This is a genomic window from Kerstersia gyiorum (assembly GCF_004216755.1).
Lineage (GTDB): Bacteria > Pseudomonadota > Gammaproteobacteria > Burkholderiales > Burkholderiaceae_B > Kerstersia > Kerstersia gyiorum.
Genome location: NZ_SGWZ01000001.1, coordinates 495,472 through 511,347 on the forward strand (window position 1 = coordinate 495,472; position 15,876 = coordinate 511,347).

12 protein-coding genes are annotated in these 15,876 nt (G+C 63.4%); 1 reads left to right on the forward strand and 11 read right to left on the reverse strand.

The genetic code is table 11. The features are described from left to right. Positions 1-82: 82 nt before the first annotated feature. Positions 83-766 carry an FMN-binding negative transcriptional regulator gene (locus tag EV679_RS02265; RefSeq protein WP_127775355.1) on the forward strand — a complete coding sequence of 228 codons (684 nt, stop codon included), beginning with the start codon at positions 83-85 and terminating at the stop codon, positions 764-766. Positions 767-848: 82 nt separating this feature from the next. Here EV679_RS02265 and EV679_RS02270 read toward each other — a convergent pair whose 3' ends face one another. The 11 genes from EV679_RS02270 to EV679_RS02320 form a co-directional block, all read right to left on the reverse strand. Then, a complete protein-coding gene (locus tag EV679_RS02270) occupies positions 849-3,104 on the reverse strand; it encodes a choice-of-anchor tandem repeat GloVer-containing protein (RefSeq protein WP_130486427.1) in 2,256 nt (751 codons plus the stop codon). A 137-nt stretch (positions 3,105-3,241) separates the two neighbouring features. Then, positions 3,242-5,083: a hypothetical protein gene (locus EV679_RS02275; protein ID WP_151098404.1), complete on the reverse strand. Its 1,842-nt coding sequence runs from the start codon at positions 5,081-5,083 to the stop codon at positions 3,242-3,244. 101 nt (positions 5,084-5,184) lie between these two features. Beyond that, positions 5,185-7,737: a TonB-dependent receptor gene (locus EV679_RS02280; protein ID WP_130486428.1), complete on the reverse strand. Its 2,553-nt coding sequence runs from the start codon at positions 7,735-7,737 to the stop codon at positions 5,185-5,187. A gap of 234 nt (positions 7,738-7,971) precedes the next feature. Next, positions 7,972-8,952, reverse strand: coding sequence for a FecR family protein (locus tag EV679_RS02285; RefSeq protein ID WP_130486429.1), 981 nt, complete (start codon positions 8,950-8,952; stop codon positions 7,972-7,974). Next, positions 8,949-9,476 carry an RNA polymerase sigma factor gene (locus EV679_RS02290; RefSeq protein WP_068375431.1) on the reverse strand — a complete coding sequence of 176 codons (528 nt, stop codon included), beginning with the start codon at positions 9,474-9,476 and terminating at the stop codon, positions 8,949-8,951. The genes EV679_RS02285 and EV679_RS02290 overlap by 4 nt, the downstream gene beginning before the upstream one ends. A gap of 568 nt (positions 9,477-10,044) precedes the next feature. Then, entirely contained in the window at positions 10,045-10,749 is a 705-nt protein-coding gene (locus tag EV679_RS02295) for an ABC transporter ATP-binding protein (RefSeq protein WP_068375433.1), read from the reverse strand. Then, positions 10,742-11,524 (reverse strand): ABC transporter ATP-binding protein, encoded by a 783-nt coding sequence (locus EV679_RS02300; protein WP_068375436.1) that lies wholly within the window; start codon positions 11,522-11,524, stop codon positions 10,742-10,744. The genes EV679_RS02295 and EV679_RS02300 overlap by 8 nt, the downstream gene beginning before the upstream one ends. Then, on the reverse strand, positions 11,521-12,537 hold the full coding sequence (locus tag EV679_RS02305; protein ID WP_068375439.1) for a branched-chain amino acid ABC transporter permease: 1,017 nt from the start codon (positions 12,535-12,537) through the stop codon (positions 11,521-11,523). The genes EV679_RS02300 and EV679_RS02305 overlap by 4 nt, the downstream gene beginning before the upstream one ends. Next, positions 12,534-13,412, reverse strand: a complete 879-nt coding sequence (locus tag EV679_RS02310) for a branched-chain amino acid ABC transporter permease (protein WP_130486430.1) — start codon at positions 13,410-13,412, stop codon at positions 12,534-12,536. The genes EV679_RS02305 and EV679_RS02310 overlap by 4 nt, the downstream gene beginning before the upstream one ends. A gap of 107 nt (positions 13,413-13,519) precedes the next feature. After that, on the reverse strand, positions 13,520-14,713 hold the full coding sequence (locus EV679_RS02315) for an ABC transporter substrate-binding protein (RefSeq protein ID WP_130486431.1): 1,194 nt from the start codon (positions 14,711-14,713) through the stop codon (positions 13,520-13,522). A 145-nt stretch (positions 14,714-14,858) separates the two neighbouring features. After that, positions 14,859-15,869 (reverse strand): PDR/VanB family oxidoreductase, encoded by a 1,011-nt coding sequence (locus tag EV679_RS02320; protein WP_068375448.1) that lies wholly within the window; start codon positions 15,867-15,869, stop codon positions 14,859-14,861. Positions 15,870-15,876 lie beyond the last annotated feature (7 nt).

Genomic DNA, 15,876 nt, shown 5'->3' on the forward strand with positions numbered 1-15,876 from the left:
GTGCGCTGTCTTTCCCCTGCCCGCCGGGCCGGGGCCGGGGACATGCACGCCTGCGGATCAGCGGCGGCAGGAGACGACGGATATGTATACCCCGAAAGCGTATGTCGAAAATGATCTTGATGTCCTGCATGAACACATGCGGCTCTGGAGTTTTGCCACCCTGGTGACCTCCGGCGCCAATGGCGTGCAGGCCACGCACCTGCCGTTCCTGCTGGAAGAAGGCGGGCCGGAAGGCCTGGGCATCCTGACCACCCACTTGGCGCGGGCCAATCCGCAGAGCCAGGATCTGCTGGCCGGTGCGCCAGCGCTGGTCATCTTCCAGGGGCCGCATGCCTTCGTGACGCCGAGCTGGTATGTGAACCAGATGACTTTCCCGACCTGGAACTACACCGCCATCCATGCGCGCGGCCAGCCGGAACTGATAGAAGACCCCGAGGACATACACGAACTGCTGCGCGAAACCGTGGCGATCTACGACACGCCGCTGGGTGGCAACTGGCGCTTCGACGTCATGCCCGCCGATATGATCGTGCCGCGTCTGCGCGCCATCATGGGCGTGCGTATCCCCGTGACCAAACTGGAAGGCAAGTTCAAGATCAACCAGGACAAATCACGCGAAGACCAGCTGGGCGTGGTTGCGGCGCTGGAGGCCCAGCCGGATTCCCAGGCGCGTGATATGGCGGCGCTGATGCGGCGTTGTTTGGGGCTGGATGCGGCCGTGGCGGATAAGCCGCAAGACGCTGTGCCAGCCAAAGTGCGGGTATGAAAACAAGCCGCCGTTTTTTCCGCAAAAAAAACAGGCGGCTGTGCCTTCAAGCAGGGCCGTGTGGTGGTGTGCCTGCCGGGCGTCAGTACGGTTTGCGGGCGCGGCGTCCTGCGGCCAACAGCAGCAAGGCCAGTGCCGGCCAGAACGGCAGGGCGCCGCCACCGCCGGTGTACTTGATGGCGTTGCCGTCGGTTTCGCTGGCGACGCTATCGACCCGCAAGGTGGCGATGTTGGAGCCGATGGGCGTCCCGGTGGTGCTGTTTACGCAGGAGAGCGAGTAGGTATAGACGCCGCTGGCGGCTTTGGTGACATCCACACTGCCGTCTTCCGCCTGTGGGCCGTCCCAGTCATGCGCTTTTGACGTGGCCGTGCAGGAGCCTGGCACGACGCCAGAGGCAGTCCAGGTAATGCGGGCGGTTTCGCCACGCTTGATGGAAGCAGGAAAGACGGCAAGGTTGATCGTGGCACCCTGATCCGCACCATAACGCCAGATGGTGCCGGAGTTGGAATAGTCGTATTCCATGACGCCGCCCTGCACGCGGTCGAACCAGCGCTCCGCGCCGCCATGCCGCGTGGACCCATACAAGGCGCCGTCTTGCCCCAGCGTGACGCCAGTGGGTGATTTTCCTGTTGTGCGTTCGGAAAACTCATGACGCACGCTGAAGGCGCTATCCGGGTCGCTGCGCCATTTGTCCATGTCCAGCGCGTACAGCACGCCATCGCTGACCTGGAAGGCGTAGTCGCTCTCTGTTTTGTCCGCGCTCAGGTTGTTGCGCGTCCAACCCAGCGGTATGGGTTTATAGGGGTTGCCGAAATAGAAGTTGTGCAGCGAGCCGCCGGACAGCGTGGTGCCATAAAGCGTATTGCCGATGAAGGCGAGCGGCCCGCGCGGCGTGGCGCCGTTGATGCCGTCGAAACGGTGCAGGGTCTGGAAATTGCTGCCGTCCGTGCCGATGCGAAAGAGGGTGCCATTGCTGTTGAAACCGACATCGTATCGGTTGCTGTCCGCCGGATATTCCCATTTCGTGGTGTAGGGCGTGGCGCCTGTCGTCATGGAGGCGGAACCCTGCACCTGGCCGCACAGCAGGCTGGGCGTGACATAGCGGATCGTCACTTTCTCGTATGCCTGGAGGGCGGGCCGGAACAGCCACCGTGAGGGTGTGGTGTAGATGTTGCAGGCGCTGACAGACGAAGTGCCATAGAGATGGCCGTCAGGGCCTTGCGTCAGCGTGTTCATGCCGGTGTCGGACAGCAGGAAACTGATGGAGGTGCCATCGACGGTATTGCTGGTCTGCCAGATGGCTGCGTTCTCGGTATTGAATTCGCCATCGGCAAGGGTGAATTCGCGCAGGACGGTGTAGCTGGTATCAGGTCGAGCAGGATCGAGTTTGAACAGGATGCCGGTAGGCGTGTTGGCGGCCGTATCGGCGCCGGGGGCGCCGGGGGTTCCGCGGCTATATGCCATCAGTCCATAGAGCCAGCCATCGGCAGCCAGGATGATGTCATTGAGCAATTGGCCGCGCCCTGCTTGCCGCAGCGGGAAGGCGTGGAGGGTGCTTAGTTCGTCGCGCGCGGACAGTTTGTATATGCGGCCGTTGCCATCCGGGCCTTCGTCCATGCCATAGAGCGTGCCATCGCTAGCCTGCGCCAGGCGCCCATAGGGAAAATACAGCTTGTCCAGCGTGCTGGCGATGATGCTGGCGTGAGTGCCGTCGGCATCGGCTCGCACCAGGGCGCCGGTGGTGACCAGGCTGGTGCCATAGTTGTCTGGTACGCCGGTGCGCTGGCCCGGGCGGGGCGCCTGATTTTCCAGCGACCACCGTTCACCGCCGATACGATCGTTATATCTGGCGATGCCGGCGATCAGGTCGCCATTGCGGCGCAACACCGCCTGTGTGCCCATGCCGATCTGGGCCCTGGGCGCGCCAACGATTTCCTGGGAAATCACGGACTTCTGGAATTTTGCCGGTGTGGATGGCACGCGCAGGAACGCTGGGCCCAAGCGGGTGCGGGAGTTGTAGGCGAGCTGATCCCACTCGGTATCGTTGGGGTCTATCACGCTGTCCATCCCTGTCCAGTACAGATAGCTGCCATAGGTGGCGTCGGACACCAGAATGGGTGGGTTCGAAGAGGGTGGCGAGTTATGCAGTGCTTCCAGCGCCGCTACGCCTTCGAGTTGTTCGCCATCGGTATAGTTGCGCGTTGACAGGGTGACCAGGCGCTGCATCTGCAAAGCGGTGGCCTCTTGTGCCGGCACGGGCGTGCTCAGGCCGACCGCGCTGCCCAGCAGGCAGGTGCCGATTAACAGTTTTGTCGTGGCGGAAGATTGGATTGACATGGTTCAGGCCTGGGTTGGGGCGCGTGATCAGGGGAGCCCGCCAGCGTGATGTGTCGTCTGGCGGGCCGGGCGTATTGGTGGGCGGGTAATAGTCACCGGAGAACGGCAGGCAGCTGTGATCGCCCGGGGTGGCTGTGTCACGTACGGCAGGCATGGCGGCCAGGCCTGCGGCGCAGCAGAGCCAGCAATGCCAGTCCGGCCAGGCCTGCCGGCAAGGTTGCGCCGCCACCCACATCCTGCACCTCTGTCGGCGCAACGGGCTGGACGGGTGTGTCGCCTTGTGTGACGGTGATGCTGGCGTCAGAGCGCTGGCTGCCAGCCAGGCCTTCGCAGGTCAGGGAGTAAATGACGGTGCCTGCGGTGGCCAGGGCTGGCATCTGGGCTCTGCCAGAGGCTTGCTGGGTGCCTTGCCAGCCGCCGCTGGCAAGGCATTTCTGGGCGCCGGTGGTGGCCCAGGTCAGCACTGGCCGTTCGCCTGTCGTATAGCTGCTCTTGTCCGCTTTCAGGGGTTCGGTAAAGGCGATGTCCGGCAGGTCGATTTCCAGGGCATAGATGAGGCCGCTGGTATCGCTTTCCGGATTGAGGCTGCCGCCCGTCCGGGTCGTGCCGAGCAGCCAGTGCTTGCCGTTGACGACCGGGCCGGCACGCACGCCAAAAAGACCGCTGCCAAACTCGCTGTCGTTGAAATAGCGGACGGCTTCAATGCGGTCATCGGAGCGGTCCGGGGCTTGGCCGGGCACAAGGCGGAAGAGCGCGCCCTGGCCGTTGGCGCGAATGACACCGCGGCTGTTGGCGGCAGTGATGGACGCATCCTGAGTCGATGTGCCGTAGATATTGCCGTCCAGGCCCAGGGCGATGGGGCCTTGTATCGCGCCAGCCGGGCCGCCCGCCAGGTTGGGGGCGTCGGCAGTGTGAACCGCGCTGAGGTCCGGCGAGAAGGGCAGGAACGCCACGCCACCTTCGATGTCGGCACGATTGAAACGCCACATGCCGGCAGCGCCGCCGCCGTAGAGCCAGGTGCCGTCTTCGATCATGACATTGACGTTTTCACGGGTATTGTTGGCGATGTTGCCTTCCGTGAAATAGTGCAGCACCTCGATATCGTCTGCTGTGACTTTGCCGGCGCGCAGCGCGCGGCCAGGAATCCGGGACAGTGCGCCATAGACGGTGGCGGCTGTGTCCACACCAGGATAATCGCCGGTTTTGTTGGGTTCGTACACGGGCATGCGCGACGCGATGTACAGATGGTCATCCTGCTTGCTCCAGAGCAAGACTGTGGAGTAGCCGCCTTTGAGCAGCGCCTTGCCGGATTGATACTGCAGGAAGTCGACGATCGTGCTGAAAGTACCATCTGCTGCACGTTTGACGAGTGTGGGAGAGAGGCTGGTCGTGCCGTAGTAGGTATTGCCGTCATCGTCGATGGCATGTTGTCCTACTCCTCCCAAGGGGCCGTCGAAGTCGGTGTTGGCGGGTGCCAGGATCTCAGTTTTGCCATCCTGGATGACGACCAGGCGGTTGATCTGGGCGAATGTCGGGGTCATGACATAGTGCGATGCGGAAGCGAGCACTTTGCCTGCGCCTATATCCAACAGGTCGGAATGCACCATGCCGGTGGCGGCCGGGATAGGCGCTTGCTGATAGGCGGCGGGCTTGCCGTCCGCATCAAGGGTCAGCAGGTAGCTCAAGCCGCCTGCATCCATACCGAATGCGGCGGGATCCTGGGCGGGGCGTCCGGTCCATGTGCTTCCTTGCAGCAGGATGCCGTTGTCGGTTTTGTGGGCGATGGGGGCCATGGCCGGGTTGACGCCCTGAAGGTTGCCGTCCTGCGAGAACTTTTCAAAGCGATGCAGAACCTTGGCGTCCAGCCCTTCCTGATTGGCCCATTGCGCCTGGGCGGGTAGCGCAGCGGCCAGCATGACGGCAAGCGTCAGGGGGCGCAGGGGCAGGGTAAAAGTGCGTAGCGGCGAAGGGTTCATCACGGGGGCCTTGTGGTTGGGCATGTCAGGGCAAGAAGCGGTGCCGGTGGCGTCGGGGGAATGGGTGACGGTGAATTAGTCGTTGGGGATGATTGGCAAATGGTCTAGAACTGATAGGTCAGGGTGCCCAGGATCGTGCGTCCGGGCGCAAAGCTCAGGCCGGTACCCGAGCCGGTGATTTCCACATAATTGCGGTCGAGCACGTTATCGACGGCCAGGCCCAGGTGCAGTTGGCGGGTGGCCTGCAGACCGGCCCACAGATCCAGCGTGCGCACGGTCTGATTGGCCCAAACGGATTGCGTGTCTTCTTTCCAGGGGCGTTCCAGGCGCCAGCGTGCGCCGAGTTCCAGGCGTCGGTCGAACAGGCGCACGCCGCCTGAAAGGCCGATCTTCAGGCTGGGCGGGCCGAAATAGAACATGTCTACGAGCGTGCTGCCGGCACCGCCACTGCTACCCATGGATGTCGGCGGGTAGCCCGTCCAGCTGCCCAGCGGGAAAGGGTTGTAGTCTGCCGTGTCCAGCTTGGAGATCACGCGCGTCACGTTCAGGTTGGCGAAGAAGTCGTCGCTGTCGTAATCGACCTGCATATCCAGACCGCGGAAATGGGCAGGTTGGTTCAGGTTGACGTAGGCCGATGGGCAGAGCATCCCGCCGCAGTCGGCGGTGGCGATGGGAGACATGATGGCTCCCATCACGATGTAGTTCCGCACGCGATTTTCGAACCAGGCCGCCTTCACGCGCAGCGCGTCGTTGGGGCGCAGGCCGGGGGTGAAGTTCAGGTTGGTGCCAAACTGCCAGGTGCGGGCGCGCTCTTCCTTCAGGCCCGGGCTGGGGTAATAGGGAAACATGTTGTAGACGTGCATGCCGTACATCATGGTTTCGGTGATGGCGGGTGGCCGCAGGCCTTCGCCATAATTGACGAAGAGCTGCGCCCAGGGCGCGGGTTTGACGGCCAGCGACAGCGTGGGCGCAACCCCATAGGCGGAGCGATCCACTTCAAACCGGGTGTAGAGCGCGGTAGACGACGGCCGCACGCCCATCTCGTTGGGCACCATGCCCATGAACATCTGGCCGTTGCCCTTGAGCCAGAAATGGTCGTAGCGCAAGCCAGCGGCAATGCGCAGCCATTCGTCGTAGTCGAAGGTCAGGGACTGGAAAGCGCTGGCCACGGTACGTTTGCCTTTGGGTGTGGAGCCTTCGTACCAGGCTGGGTCGCGCGAGGAATTGTCGCTGACGTGGTCGTTGTACTTGGGGGAAGTCCAGTCGTGGAAGAACTCGCCGCCGGTACGCGAGGTCAGCTGCCATTTGCCTAGTTCGACGACTGCCGTGTTCTGCAGGGTTCCGCCCAGGGTATTGGTTTCGAAATCCAGGGCGAAGCTATCGGCTGGCCTGGCTTCGTTGGCAATGCGTTCTTCGTGGCGTCTCGTATTGGTGTAGTACAGCGAAGACTCGATGGATATCCATGGGTTGGCAGGCTGGTAGTCGTATTCCAGCTTGATCGTATCGACCCGCACCGAATATTGCGCCGCGCCGCTGACAGCCAGGCGGTCGCCATTGGTGAACTTGGTGTCGTAGCCTACGTAGCTCAATTGCAGCCGGTGGTCGATGGATGGGCGCCAACCCAGCTTGGCCAGGCCGGACCATATGTCCTGGTTCGTGGCACGTGCCGGTTCACCCAGGGGTGTTTCGATGGCGTTCTGGTTGTTCGAGCCTTCATAATGGTCGATCCCACCCTTTCGGCCCAGGCGAAATTCGCCCAGGTGGCGGCGGCTCACGGCAGCCAGGAAATCGGTTTCCTCTCCCATGCGCAGGCCGATGGCGGCGTGGCCCAGAAAATGTGTGGCATTCGTGCCGGTACTGCCCTGAACCCGTCCACCTACGGTTTGTTCAGGCAGCAGCACATCGTCGATCTGCAATGTCCGGAAGTTCACGATGCCGGCGATCATGCCGGCGCCGCCCACGGTGGAGGTCGGGCCTTTTTCGATATCCACGCTTGAGAGCAGTGCCGGGTCGAGATAGACCTGGCCGTTGCTGCCATGCCCGCTTTTCTGGAAATTCTGGCGCGTGCCGTCCACCATGACGTTCACCCGGCCGAAGTCCTGCATGCCCCAGATATTGACGGAGACGCCCGGATCGCTGCGCCCCTGGCTGGTGAAAACCCCGGAGACATTGGCCAGAACGTCGCTGGTGTTGCGTGGCGGCAGGCGGCGTAGATCTTCTGTCGTGACCCTGGCCAGCATTTCTGGTGTGGTGAAGATGTCGGCGCGTGCGTTGATATTGCCGGTCACGAGCACGGGGGCGAGTTCCGTGGCGGGCTTGGCGGATGCCGGGGGTGCGGTAATGGCGACCAGGTTGGCGCTGACCGTCACCCGTAATCCGGTGCCTGCCAGCAGGCGTTCGAAGCCTTGCTGGACGGAATAGCTGCCGTGTAGCGGGGCGGAACGGCGGCCGCCGAGCAAGGACTGATCCGCTGCGACGGAAAGGCCTGCCTGGGCGGCCGCGGCCTTGAGCGCCAGGTCCAGTGTCTGGGCCGGGACGTCGAAATCTACCAGGCGTGCGCTGGCGGTCGCGTCCGCTGCCTCGGCCATCATTACCGGCGCCAGTGACGCCAGGCTGACAGCCAGAGGGAGTGCGAGCGGAATCAGAAGGGAACGCATGAAAACTCCACGGGAGAGCCAGCAAGCCCATGCATGCCGGCAATGCCCGTAAAGACGGTTGGGGACGAGAAATACCCTTGTTTGGATTTGAAACAATATGTAAATTTTGCGGGGCGGCGGCTGCTTGCACGGAGCACTGCTGCTGCTGCTTCGGGCAGGCGGCAGCGCAGCAGGCCACTCATGGCTGCATGGGGGAAAACAGGGGGAACAGGGCGGAAACAGCGGGAGCCGGGGCTAGACCGGCAGCAGTTCAATGTGGTCGGGCAGGGAGCGTACGCGGATGTTGCCCAGCGTGGGGAGGCTGGCGAGGAACTGGGGAATATCCGTTAGGCGCACCGACGCGGCGATGCGCGGCTGGCGCGGGCTGGTGCCATTGCCCAGTGGCGCGCGGACGGGCAGGGCGGCATAGCGCGAAAGCTGCGCAGCAATTTCTTCCAGGCTGGCGTTCGAGAACACCAGCACGCCTACACGCCAGGCATAGGCGTCCGCAGCCGGAATATCCAGATAGCGCGCCTGTCCTGCTTGAATATCCAGCACCTGTCCGGCGCGCAAGGGCCATTGGCCCCGTTCGATGCGGCCCAGGCCCAGCCAGCGTGGCTCGTTCAGGGTGGCAGTCGCCTGGCCGTGTTCCAGGCTGATGCGGATCTGTTCCGGGCGCCAGCGGTCGATGGCGATGCGGCCATCTTGCAGCTGTATGTCCACATTCCGGCTGCGCAGCCGCCAGGGGCGTTGCCCGTCTGCCGCCGCCGCAAGAATGAGCGCGCCTTGCGGCAGCTCGGCCGAACGCAGGTCAGGCCGGAAGCTGGCTTGCAGGCTGGCGTCCGGGCCGAGGTCGAATACTGAGCCGTCCGGCAATGCCTGCCCTAATAGCGGGGCAGCCTGGGCCGTTTGCCATTGGCCGTGCCAATCCGGCCGCTGGCGCTGCCATGCCAGCCCGCCGACTGCCAGGATGGACACCGCCCCGATGGAAAGATGCTTGAGCGTTCTGCGGCGCTGCGCCTGATTCGTGCTGGCGCGCGTGGCGGCGCTGGCCAGACGGCCCAGCGCCTGGTCGGAATCAAAGGCATCCCAGGCGTGACAGACCTCGCGATAGGCGGTGGCGTGCGCCGGGTCCTGCCATATCCAGCGCTCGAAGCGGGCTTGCAGCGAGTCGTCGTCGGGCGACTGCTGCAGGCGCATGAACCACTGCGCGGCCTGTTCCAGCGGTGTCTTCATCCCAGATCCGTTCCGATATGGCGCCGCAGCGCAACCAGCCGCACCAAGGCGCGCGCCACATGGCCTTCCACGGTCTTGCGGCTGATGCCCAGGCGCGTGGCAATTTCCTCATGGCTCATGCCCTCGATGCGCAGCAGCCAGAACACCTCGCGGCACTTGGGCGGCAACGCTTCCAGCACGGCCTGAAGCTGGGCCAGGCGTTGCCGCATGTCGGCGATTTCCTCGGGCGACGGCACCCTGGTTTCGCCCTGCCGGATCAGTGCAGTGTCGCCGTCCTCTTCCGGCAGCGCAATATAGCGTCGCTCCAGGCGGTAATGGTCGGCCAGCGCCGAGCCGACAATGCGGCGCAAGTACAGGTGCGGGGTTTCGATGTGGCTGGCGGAAGCGGCCGTGGCATAGCGCACCAGCGCGTCGTGCAGGATATCGCGCGCGCGATGGCTACAGCGTGTCTGCCGGACGATACCGTCGAGCAGGGTGCCGTAAAGATAAGACAGTTCTATGCCGAACCAGCTTGTATGGGCCACGGTGGAAAGTTCGCGCGATAAGGAACACTAAGACGTAGGAAAACGGCGGGGGATGATGGCGGCAGATAAGCTGCTGTAGGCAATCAGGCAATCTGCTGTCACGTTGGCCAGGCATGGTGCTTATCCTTGCCGGGTGCGTTCTTGCAAATCTATACCATCCGCACGCATGAATATCGAGAATAAGAGTGATTATCGGTATTTGATCTGGGCTGGTCAAGAAGAGGTTCTTACATGGTGGAACAGGCAGGCATGCTACGGCCTGGTGCTGGCGCATATGCCCGCAAGCGGTATTTGCGGTCGGTGGAGCATGTCCAGCGCAAAAAAAAAACGGCGCCTGCTGGCGCCGTTTTCGTACTCTCGTCCTTACGCGAGGGAGATGATCAGGCAGCAGGATCTATCGTGTAGGAGAACTCCTTTTGGCTTGCGGCATCCTTGACGGCGCGGGTTCCTTCCGGGGTGCTGGCAGCCGTATCCGGGAACAGGCGCCGGGGCCTATGCCGGTGCATAGGGCATGTCCCTGGCCATGCCGGTCGGGGGGCAGCCCATGGCCAGGAGGGTTGTGGGCGGCCTAACGTGCCACGCCCAGCAGGGAATCCAGCAGTTCCGCATCGTCCTTCAACGCCTGCGCCGCGCCGCGATGCACGATGCTGCCGCGGTCCAGCACGATGGCGTCGTCGGAAATCGCCAGGATCGCCTGCGGGTGCTGTTCCACGATGATGGCGCTCAGGCCTTCTTCGCGGGTGATGCGGCGGATGGCCTTGAGCAGTTCCTCGACGATGATGGGCGCCAAGCCTTCCAGGGGTTCGTCCAGCAACAGCAGGCGCGGGTTGAGCGCCAGTGCCCGCCCGACGGCCAGCATTTGCTGTTCGCCGCCGGAGAGCTGCGTGCCCATGCTTTCCTTGCGTTCGGCCAGCCTGGGGAACATGGCGTAGATGCGTTCCGGCGTCCACTTGCCGGGGCGTGCCACGGCTGTCAGGTTTTCGTGCACCGTCAGCGATTTGAAAATGTTGCGTTCCTGCGGCACCCAGCCTATCCCGGCCGCCGCCCGTTCGTGCGAGGGCCGGTTGTGTACGGGCACGCCAGCCAGCGTAATGCTGCCGGCATGGCGGCGGGTCGCGCCGACCAGGGTGCTGATCAGCGTGGTTTTGCCCGTGCCGTTACGCCCCAGCAAGGCCAGGGTATGGCCTTCAGCCAGCGTGAAGCTCAGGTTCTGCAGGATGATGGCTTCGCCGTAGCCTGCGCTCAGGTTTTCGACTTGCAGTAATTCAGGCATGTGCTTCATCTCCATGGCCGAGATAGACCGCTTTGACTTCGGGGTCGTTGGCGATTTCCTCGGGCGAGCCTTCGGTGAGAACGGTGCCGTTGACCAGTACCGTCATGCGCTTGGCAAAACTGAACACCAGATCCATGTCGTGTTCGATCAGCAGGACGGAAACGTCCTCGGGCAGTTCCGCCACCGTGCGCAACAGCTCTTCGCGTTCGCCCGCTGGCACCCCTGCCACGGGTTCGTCGAGCAGCAGCACGCGCGGTTCGCAGGCCAGCGCGATGGCAATTTCCAGCAGGCGGCGCTTGCCGTAGGGTAGGGTGCGCGTGCTTTGGTGCATCACGCTGCTCAGGTGGAAGCGTTGCAGCAGTTCTTCGCAGCGTTCCGCGATGCCGGGGTCGCGTCCCAGTTTGCCGAACAGGCGCGCACCCAGGCCACGGTGCTGGCTCAGGGTCATCGCCAGTGTTTGCAGCGGTGTGAACTGGTCGAACAGCTGATTGATCTGGAAGGTGCGCACCAGACCGCGCTGCACGCGCTTGTAGGGCTGCAAGCGGGAGATATCTTCGCCTTCCAGCAGGATACGGCCGCTGGTGGGCGTCAGCACACCCGTCAGCAGGTTGATGAGTGTGGTCTTGCCCGCGCCGTTGGGGCCGATGAGTGCATGGCGGGCGCCGCGGCGCAGGGCCAGCGAGACGTTGTTGGTGGCAACGATGCCGCCGAATTTCTTGGCCAGGCCTTCGGCCTGCAAGACGACGGGGGCGGTGTCCGGAGTGGTATGGCTCATGGCGTTTCTCCCGCAGCGTTCGAGGCGCTGGCGCGCTTGCCAGGGCGGCGCAGCAAGGTCCAGGGGCGCAGCAGGCGGTCACGGCCTACCAGCGTCAGGAGCACCAGGAACAGGCCCAGCCAGAACATCCAGTACTGCGGCGTAATGGCCGAGAGCACATCGTGCATCAGCTTGAAGACGATGGCGCCGAAAATACCGCCGTAGAGCCAGCCCGCGCCGCCTATCACCAGAATCAGGACGACGTCGGCCGAACGCGCGAAGTCGAATACATCCAGCGAAACAAAGGCATTGGTTTGCGCCAGCAGCGAACCCGCCATGCCCGCCATGCCAGCCGAGAGGGTATAGGCCACTGCCAGGCGCGCTGCCACGGGAATGCCGATGGCAGAGGCACGCAAGGGGTTGTCGCGCACGGCTTGCAGGGTGGCGCCAAAGGGCGAATTCACCAGCACGCGCATGAAGGCCAGCATCAATAGCAGGACGGTGATGGAATACCAGGCGGCGGTCTGGCCGTAGAAGTCGAATTCAATGGCGCCGAACAAAGGCCCCATGAAGATGCCTTGCAGGCCATCCGCGCCGCCCGTCAGCCAGGCCATCTGGTTGGCCAGTTCGTACAGGATCAGTGTGACGCCGATGGTGACCATCAGGCGGCTGAGGTCGGTGCCGCGCATGATGGACGGGCTGAACAGCAGGCCCAGCAGCAAGGCGCAAACTGTGCCGAAGGCCAGGCCCAGCAGCGGATCCGGGGACACATGCAGGGCGAACAGGCCAGCGCTATAGGCACCCATGCCAAAGAAGGCGGCGTGGCCCAGCGAGACGATACCGGCATAGCCCAGGATCAGGTCCAGCGAGAGCGCGAACAGCGCAACGATGGCGATCTCATTGATGAGCATGGCATAGTCGCTGGCCAGCCATGGCAGCAGGAATACCGCCAGCCAGAATGGCGCTTCCCAGAGACGCCAGGCACCCTGGCGGCGCAGGGCCAGCGCGGGGGAAAGAGAAGTGGAGGAGTTCATGCTTTTCGGCCTCCTTTGCGGGCAAACAGGCCCTGGGGGCGCCAGATCAGGATGACGATCATGACGCCATAGACAATGAAACCGCCCAGTTGCGGGATGTAGTATTTGCCGGCGATGTCAGCAATCCCCAGCAGCAGTGCGGCCAGCAAGGGCCCGGTGATGGAAGCGGTGCCGCCGACGGCGACCACGATCAGGAAATACACCATGAACTTGAGCGGAAAGCTGGGATCCAGGCCCATGAGGTCAGCCCCCATGGCGCCGCCCAGCCCGGCCAGCCCGGAGCCTGCGGCAAAGGTCAGCAGAAAGACACGGTTGACATTGATGCCCATGCCGGCCGCGACACGCTGATCGTCCACGGCGGCGCGCAGGCGGCTGCCGAAACGGGTGCGGGACAGCAGATACTGCAGGACCAGCGTCAGCGCGGCGCAGACCGCGATGATGAAGATACGGTAGTACCCCATGCCCAGTGTCCAGGGGCCGATGGCGACTTCGGTGCGGCCGCGCAGCCAGTCCGGCATCTGGACGAGCTGCTGGGACGAGCCCATGTAGTAGTCGGCGGCGGCAATCGCCATGAAGGTCAGGCCGATGGAAAACAGCACCTGGTCCAGGTGGGGGCGGCCATACATATGGCGGTAGAGCGTTCGCTCAAGCAGGGCGCCCAGGGTGGCGGCCACAATGAAGGCCACCGGCAGACAGACGAGGAAGGGAATGCCGTGACGCTGCATCAGGATCACGGTGACATAGCCGCCAACCATGGCGAAGGCGCCATGGGCCAGGTTGATGAAATTCATCAGGCCCATGGTGACTGCCAGGCCAACAGCCAATACGAAGAGCAGCATGCCGTAGGCGATGCCGTCGAAAAGTATGGTCAGCATAGGGGGCGGGGCGTAGCGGAGAGAAGCGGAAAGGGCGGGCGGCGCCGTGGGGCGCGCGCCTGGCGGGCAGCGGCGGACGGCAAGGCCCGGCCGCCGCTGAACGCGGATTACTTGTTCTTCTTGGCTTCCTTGTACGGATCCTTCACGGCTTCGGCCACGTCGAATTCGATATTGTAGAGTTCGCCATCGGCCGGGTCGCGCTTCACTTCACGCAGGTAGATGTTCTGAATGATGTCACGCGTTTCCGGGTCGATGGTGACCGGACCGCGTGGGCTTTCATAGCTCAGGCCTTTCATGGCGGCCAGCAGCGCCGGGCCGTCGCCCTTGCCGTCGGTGGCCTTGATGGCTTCGTAGATCACGTGCATGCCGTCATAGGCGCCAATGGCCATGAAGTTGGGGCGCATGCCGTTGTTGGCCTTCTTGAAGGCGTCCACGAATTGTTTGTTGGCTTCCGACGGGTGCGCGGCTGAGTAGTGATAGGCGGTGATGATGCCCAGCGCGTCGTCGCCCATGCCGTTGAGCAGGTCGTCGTCGGTCAGGTCGCCGGTGCCGATCAGGCGGATGCCGGCCTTGTCCATGCCGCGTTCCACGAACTGCTTGACCAGGGCTGCGCCAGCGCCAGAGGGCACGAAGACGAAGACGGCATCGGGCTGGATGTCACGCACTTTCTGCAGGAAGGGAGAGAAGTCCGGATTGCGCAGCGGCACGCGCAGGGTTTCGACGACTTCACCGCCCTTGCTCTTGAATTCTTCGATGAAGGACTGTTCGGCGTCGATACCGGGGCCGTAGTCGCTGACCAGTGTCACGACTTTCTTGATGCCGTTTTCCGGGGCCCACTTGGCCATGGTGGCTGCGCCTTGCGGCAGGGTGACGCTGGTGCGCACGATGTAGGGCGATGCTTCGGTAATGCTGGCAGTGCCTGCCGCCATGACGACTTCAGGTGTTTTGGATTGCGTCGCCAGCGGGGCGGCGGCCAGCGCCAGCGGCGTCAGGCCGAAACCGGCCAGAACGTCTACCTTGTCCTTGACCAGCAACTCCTGGGCCTGGCGGCGCGAGATATCCGGCACGCCGGTGTCGTCCTTGACGATCAGTTCGACCTTGCGGCCGGCGACGACATCGCCATGTTCCTGAACGTACAGTTTGGCGGCCGCTTCGAGCTGGCGGCCCGTGGTGGCGAACTGGCCCGTCATGGGCAGCAACAGGCCCACTTTGAAAGGCTTTTCCTGCGCCATGGCGGAAGGAACGATGCCGGCGAAGGCGGCAGCACCCAGGATGGCACCCAGAAATTGACGTTTTTTCATGTTAGGAAGTCTCCGGCGGAACAGCAGGTGAGTCAGACAAGGATTGTAATTGTCCTAAATATGTAGGGATAACACCAGTTCTTACGCTGGTTTCAAATTGAATTTATATCCAATAATTATGAATATATTTCATATTAGGTGTGAGCTAGGCTGGCATCGGCAAAGTGTCGACCCGATAGGCCGTATCCAGCGAGATACTACCCACCACGCGTGAAACACAGGCGCACAGGCGGGCGTTGCTATGCTTTTCTTCTTCAGACAGGAAGACGTCGCGGTGGTCGATGACACCCTCCACCCCCAGGACATCCATGGCGCACAGGCCGCATTCGCCCCGGCGGCAGTCGGAAATCGTGGCAACGCCTGCGGCTTCCAGTGTGTCCAGCAGACTGGCGCCCACCGGGACGGTCACTTCCATATCGTGGCGCGGGATCCGCACGGTGAATGCCTGGGCCGGGTGGCTGCCGCTGCTGCCGAAGGTTTCGAAACGCAGATTCGCCAGCGGGCGGCCGCTTTCCGCCCAGCAGCGTTTGAGCGCTTCCAGCATGGGGGCGGGGCCACAGGTGTACATCAGGCCATCGGCGGGCAGTTGGCGAATGGCGGCGGCGTAGTCAGGCAGGGCCGCACTGCTGCCGTCATGCAGTTGCAGCGCATCACCCAGCTGCCCGCGCAAGAGCTGGGCATAGGCCAGCTCCTGGGCCGAGCGGGCGCTGTAAATCATCTGCAGGCTGGCGCCGCGCGCTTGCAGCCGTTGCGCCATGAAGACCAGCGGTGTAATGCCTATGCCGCCTGCGGCCAGCAGGTAACTGCCTGCATTGAGATCCAGTGGGAAGTGATTGGCAGGAGAGAAAACGGACAGCCTGTCGCCTGTTTCCAGGCGCCACATGGACAGCGAACCGCCACGGCCGTCATCCTGCCGCTTGACGGCGATGCGGTAGCCAGCGGCGTCGGGTTCGCCGACCAGCGAATAGTGCCGCAGTTGCGGTTGCAGCAGGCCATCGGCATTGGGCACCATGGCCTGCACGGGCAGGTGAGCGCCCGGTTCATGCTCGATGACGGCGCCGTCCTGAGGCTGGATCAGGAATTCGCGGATCGTGGGCGTCAGGTCTGCAATGCCGGCGACGACGGCGGGGATGGGCGTGCTGTCATGGGTTTTCATGGTGGGC